Source organism: Microbacterium sp., assembly GCF_041909575.1.
In the GTDB taxonomy this organism is placed as follows: Bacteria; Actinomycetota; Actinomycetes; order Actinomycetales; family Microbacteriaceae; genus Microbacterium.
In genome coordinates, this window is record NZ_JAYRDE010000150.1 from 1 (window position 1) to 5,699 (window position 5,699).

General features: G+C 72.2%; 4 protein-coding genes. All 4 read right to left on the minus strand.

What is annotated here, in order from left to right:
- Window positions 1–114: 114 nt before the first annotated feature.
- Complete coding sequence (locus ACE3O1_RS14595; protein WP_374316271.1) at window positions 115–1,146, minus strand: NAD(P)-dependent alcohol dehydrogenase; 1,032 nt, start codon at window positions 1,144–1,146, stop codon at window positions 115–117.
- 1 nt (window position 1,147) lies between these two features.
- A complete protein-coding gene (locus ACE3O1_RS14600; protein WP_374316273.1) occupies window positions 1,148–1,363 on the minus strand; it encodes a helix-turn-helix transcriptional regulator in 216 nt (71 codons plus the stop codon).
- Window positions 1,363–1,797: a hypothetical protein gene (locus ACE3O1_RS14605; RefSeq protein WP_374316275.1), complete on the minus strand. Its 435-nt coding sequence runs from the start codon at window positions 1,795–1,797 to the stop codon at window positions 1,363–1,365. The genes ACE3O1_RS14600 and ACE3O1_RS14605 overlap by 1 nt, the downstream gene beginning before the upstream one ends.
- Window positions 1,798–1,891: 94 nt before the next feature.
- Window positions 1,892–5,662 (minus strand): bifunctional proline dehydrogenase/L-glutamate gamma-semialdehyde dehydrogenase, encoded by a 3,771-nt coding sequence (locus tag ACE3O1_RS14610; protein WP_374316277.1) that lies wholly within the window; start codon window positions 5,660–5,662, stop codon window positions 1,892–1,894.
- Window positions 5,663–5,699 lie beyond the last annotated feature (37 nt).

The window sequence follows — 5,699 nt, forward strand, 5'->3', positions numbered from 1 at the left end:
TGTTCGGGCCGTTTGACGGGCCCGGGGGCACTCGCGGGGGGGTGTCGCACCGAATTGGAAGGAGTTAGGCGCCCTCGCTGCGCCGCGGCCGCGCCGGGCGCCGGGCGGCGCGCGTCAGGGGGCGGTGACCACGAGCTTGCCGACGACGTGGCCTTCGGCGAGCCGGGCGAGGGCGGCGCCGGCCTCGGCGAAGGGATAGGTCCGCTCGATCACGGGGCGAAGGGCTCCGGATGCCGCGAGCGCGACCAGTTCGGAGAGCACATCGGTCTTCGCCACGGCCGCGACCGGCCGCAGCGGCCGCTTCGAACGGACCGAGCGAGCGGATGCCGCGAAGATCCGCCCGATCGGACCCAGCACGCGCCCGCCCTCGCCCGAGACGAGCGCGACCGCGCCCCCGTCGCGGACGAGATCCTGCAGCGCCCGCAGCGGGGCCGTGCCGGCGATGTCGATGACGGCGTCGAAGCCCGAGCCGAGGGCCTCCGACCCGGGCTGCACGGACCGGTAGTCGAAGGTGCGGGAGGCGCCGATCCCCTCCACGAGCGACCGGTTCCGCTCGCCGCAGAGCGCCCAGACCTCGGCGCCCCGGTGCACGGCGAGCTGCACGGCGAAGGTTCCGACGCCGCCGGACGCGCCGATCACCAGGACGCGGTGCCCGGCCGTCACGCCGACGCGATCGAGCGCCTGCCAGGCCGTGCCGGCGGCCACGGGGAGCGACGCCGCGAGAGTCGGGTCGAGCCCGGCGGGTCGTCGCACGAGACGCGCGGCCGGCGCAACGACATACGTCGCGAGGCCCCCGCCGCCCGGGAGCTCGCACACGACCTCGTCGCCGACGCCGAAGCCGGTGACGCCGTCGCCCACGGCGACCACGGTGGCTGCCGCATCCATCCCCCGCACCGGCTGCTTCGGCCGGCGAAGGCCGAACACGGTGCGCACGAGGAGCGGCTCACCGCGCATCACGCGGACATCGCCGTTGTTCAGCCCCGTCGCGCGCAGGCGCAGCAGCACCTCGCCGCGGCGCGGCGCGCGCACCTCGACCGCCCCCGGTGCGACGACATCCGCCTCGCCGTAGCGCTCCTGCCGCCACGCGGGCACGGTGTCGGCAGAGAGCGCCGGGGCATCCGCTCGGTGGTTCTCGGGAAGGGTCATGTCAGGCCTCCGGGTACTGGAACACGTCGTCGAGCCCCACGCGGAACACGCGGGAGATCTGGAAAGCGAGCTCGAGCGTGGGCGAGTACCGGCCCTGCTCGATCGCGATGAGGGTCTGGCGGGTGACGCCGACCTGCTTCGCGAGGTCGGCCTGGGTCAGTCCGGCGGCCTCGCGCAGCGCGCGGATCGAGTTCGTGACGCGAGTGGGCTTGACCATCAGACGAGCCCCCGCCGGTAGGCGATCACGCTGGCGATCCCGCCGACGATCGACGACACCGCGAATCCGTAGAACATCGTGTTCGCGATCCAGAACCAGTCGACCTCGAACGCGCACTCGATGATGACGCCGAGCCCGGCGATCACGAGGAAGGCCTGTCCGACCCTGCCGCTCATGTGGCTGATGTCACGGTCGCGCTGGTCGGATTTCCCGACACCGTCGGGATCCCCCAGGCCCGCCAGCATGCCCCACACGATGCTGACCACGATCGCCGCGACGATGCTGCCGCCGATCGTCCAGAGCATGAGGGGCACCCAGTCGACGGCGTCGACGGGACCGCCCGCAGCCTGTTGCAGCACGAGGATCGTGTAGATCGACACGCCGATCAGGCTGACGATGAGGCTCGCCCAGATGTTGCGCTCCTCGTAGACCATGACGCCCTACGATGTCTAGAATGTTTGACATCACGAGAGTACGCCGGTCGCGGCATCCGTGTCAATAATCTTTTACACCGTGCCGTCGGACGGCTCAGATCACCGTCTCCGACCAGCGGTCGGGGTTGCCGAAGCGGTGCGCGGTGATGGTGACGGACTGCTCGCGCAGGAACGGCAGCAGCTCGAGCCGGCCCGCGGTGGTCACCTCGTTGTCGTAGACGGCGAGGTCGGGGTCTCCCCCCGTTGCGACCGCGAGCGCCCGGTGCGCCTCCGCCGCCGACGCGCGTGATCCGATGAGCCGAACACGTGACGCCGGAGGGGCGGATGCCTCGTCCGCAGCAGCCGCGATGATGTCGGCCGACGGGCCTGCCATCCGCTGCAGCCACTCCTCGTCCGTCTCGACGAACACCACGACGCCGAGGTCACCCAGCGCACGGCGTACGGCGGCCGGGAGTCCGACCGGAGCGCTCAGCGTCAGCGCCGAGCCCGCGCGGATGCCGGCGAGCACGACGCGCAGCACCGACTGCCACGTCGCGTCGGCGGTGGCGCGCAGGGCGACCGACGGGACCGGACGGTAGCGGAAGAGGTTGCGCTCCACGCCGAGGGCCGACACATCCCTGACCTGGCCGAACTCGCGGTCCCACGCGATCGCGTCGGAGAGCGCGCCGCGCCGCAGCCACTCGAACGCCTCGTAGTCCAGCGATGGCTGGGCCGCCTCGATCACCGTCGTGATGCGCGAGTCGAGTCCGCGCAGATGCAGGGTCGCCGAGGATGCCGCTCCCGACGAGGCTCGCCACGATCCGAGGCCGATCAGATAGTTCGGGCCGCCCGCCTTCGTTCCGGCGCCGACCGAGGACCGCTTCCAGCCGCCGAACGGCTGGCGCTGCACGATGGCGCCGGTGATGCCGCGGTTCACGTAGAGGTTGCCCGCCTCGACCCGGTCGAGCCAGAGGGCAAGGTCGTCGGGGTTCTGCGTGTAGAGGCCGGCGGTGAGTCCGTAGGCGACGGCGTTCTGCAGCTCGATGGCGTGCGCGAGCGAGTTCGCGTGCATCACTCCGAGCACCGGCCCGAAGAACTCCTCGTGATGGAACCGCGACCCCGGGCGCACACCGGTGCGGATGCCCGGCGACCACATCCGGCCCGCGAACTCCGGCCCGGCCGCGAGGGGCTTCGGCTCGACCAGCCATCGTTCGTCGTCGTCGAGGGTCGTGAGCGCCCACTCCAGCTTGCCGCGCGGCGGCTCGACCACGGGACCGACCTCCGACAGCGGATCGGTCGGGGGCCCGACCCGCAGCGAGGTCGCCGCATCGACCAGCTGGCGGGCGAACCGCTTCGAGTGACCGACGGGCCCGACGAGGATCGCCAGCGAGGCGGCAGAGCACTTCTGGCCCGCATGGCCGAACGCGCTCTTGATGAGATCGGATGCCGCGAGGTCGAGGTCTGCCGACGGCATGACGATCATCGCGTTCTTGCCGCTGGTCTCGGCGAGGAGGGGAAGCTCCGGGCGCCACGAGCGGAACAGGGCGGCGGTCTCGAACGACCCGGTCAGGATCACGCGGTCGACGGCCGGATGCGAGATGAGCGCCTGGCCGAGCCCGCCTTCGTCGATGTCGACGAGGGCGAGCACGTCGCGCGGCACACCGGCCTCCCACAGCGCCTCGGCCACCACGGCGGCGCAGCGACGAGCCTGCGGAGCGGGCTTGAAGACGACGCCCGAGCCCGCGGCGAGCGCGGCGAGCACACCGCCGGCGGGGATCGCGACGGGGAAGTTCCACGGCGGCGTGACGACGGTGAGCCGGGCCGGCTCGAACACCGCCCCGCTCACCCGGTCGAGCTCGCGCGCGGTGGCGGCGTAATAGTTCGCGAAGTCGACGGCCTCGCTCACCTCGACGTCGGCCTCGGCGAAGATCTTCCCGGTCTCGGAGGCGGCGACCTCGATGAGCTCGCCGCGACGCGCTTCGAGCGCACGCCCGGCGGCGGCGAGCACCGCGCCGCGCTCGGCTGCCGGAGTGGCACCCCATCGGGCTGCGGCATCCGTCACCGTCTTCACCACGGCCTCCAGGGCGGCGGCGTCGTCGATGCGGGCCGCGGCGACGGTGTCGTCACCGGCGCGCGAGGCGTCGATGCGGGCGAGGATGCCTCGCGCCCACTCACGGTTGGCGGGCAGGGCCGGGTCGGTATCGGGCGCGTTGCGGAAGCCCGGAGCCCCCGCCGCATGCCCGGGCGCCTGGCGGGGTGCGTAGATCGCGGTCTCGACGTAGGCCTCGCCGGCGAAGCGCTGCTCCTCGAACGACGGCGCGACCGGGGTCGTCTCGGCGGGGTCGGCAGGCCCGGCGAGGGGGTCTGCGGCGGCCGAGCGGGCGATGCCGATCACCGCCTGCGTGAGTCCCGCCTCGTCGCCGATCGGCCCGGTGCCGCGCAGATTCGCACGGGTGACCGACGGCTCGTCCGGCGCGCTGCCCCGGTCCTGACGGCGGTTGGGTCCGGCCGGAAGCGCCGGGTCGGCCGCACGCCGAAGCGACGCGAGGAAGCGGTCGCGCTCACGCTCGAACATCGACGGGTCGTCGGCGAGCTCGAAGGCGGCGGAGAGGAAGTTGTCGCTCGACGCGTTCTCCTCGAGGCGGCGCACGAGATAGCTGATCGCGACGTCGAACTCGTCGGGGCGCACGACGGGCACGTACAGCAGCACGTGGCCCACCTCGCGGGCGACGGCCTGGACCTGCCCCTGCGCCATGCCGAGCAGCATCTCGAACTCGAGATCCTCGCGCACGCCGGTCTCGGCGGCGAGCAGCCAGGCGTAGGCGATGTCGAAGAGGTTGTGGCCGGCGACGCCGATGCGCACCGCGGCGGTGTTCTCGGGCCGCAGCGCCGACTGCAGGCAGCGGATGTAGTTGGCGTCGGAGTCGACCTTCGCGTCGTAGGTCGCCAGCGACCAGTCGTGCATGACCGCGTCGACGCGCTCCATCGCGAGGTTCGCGCCCTTGACGAGGCGCACCTTGATGCGGGCGCCGCCCGCGGCGACGCGCTCGCGGGCCCAGGCGGTCAGTCGCTCGAGCGCCGGCCGCGCGTCGGGCAGGTACGCCTGCAGCACGATTCCCGCCTCGAGGCCCTGCAGCCGCGGATCGTCCAGGATGCGGGTGAAGACCGCGATCGTCAGATCGAGATCGCGGTACTCCTCCATATCGAGGTTGATGAACGTGCGATCCGAGGTCGCGGTCAGATACAGCGGCAGCAGGCGGTCGACCACCTTGTCGACGACCTCGTCGAACGCCCACATCGAGATGTGGCTGGCGATCGCCGAGACCTTGACCGACACGTAGTCGACGTCGGGGCGGCGGATCAGCTCGTGGATGCCGTCGAGCCGGCGCAGCGCCTCCTGCTCGCCGAGCACCGCCTCACCGAGCAGATTGAGGTTCAGTCGCGCTCCGGACTCGCGGATGGCGGCGATCGCCGGCCCGAGCTTGTCGGGTCGCGCGTCGACCACGAGGTGCCCGACCATCTCGCGCAGCACGCGCCGCGCGATAGGCACCACCGGCGACGGCAGCACGGGCGCCACGACGCCGCCCACGCGCACGGCGCCGCGCAGGTACCAGGGCAGGAACTCCGGCACGAGCGGTGCGACGCGGCTGAGATTGGATGCCGCGGCCGTCAGGCTCTCGGGCCTCATCACGCCGTCGACGAAGCCGATCGTGAAGGGAAGTCCGTTGGGGTCTTTGAGAACGCCGGCCAGTCGCTCGGCGGCGGGGTCCACGTCGACCTCTGCGCTCTCGGTGATCCACCGCTGCGCGAGCACCACGGCACGCGAGGCGAGATCGTCGCCGGATGCCGTGAGGTCGGTGTCCCCCTGGTAAGGGTCGGTCACCATGCGACAAGCCTAAGGCTCCGGTGCCGCCGGGACGTCT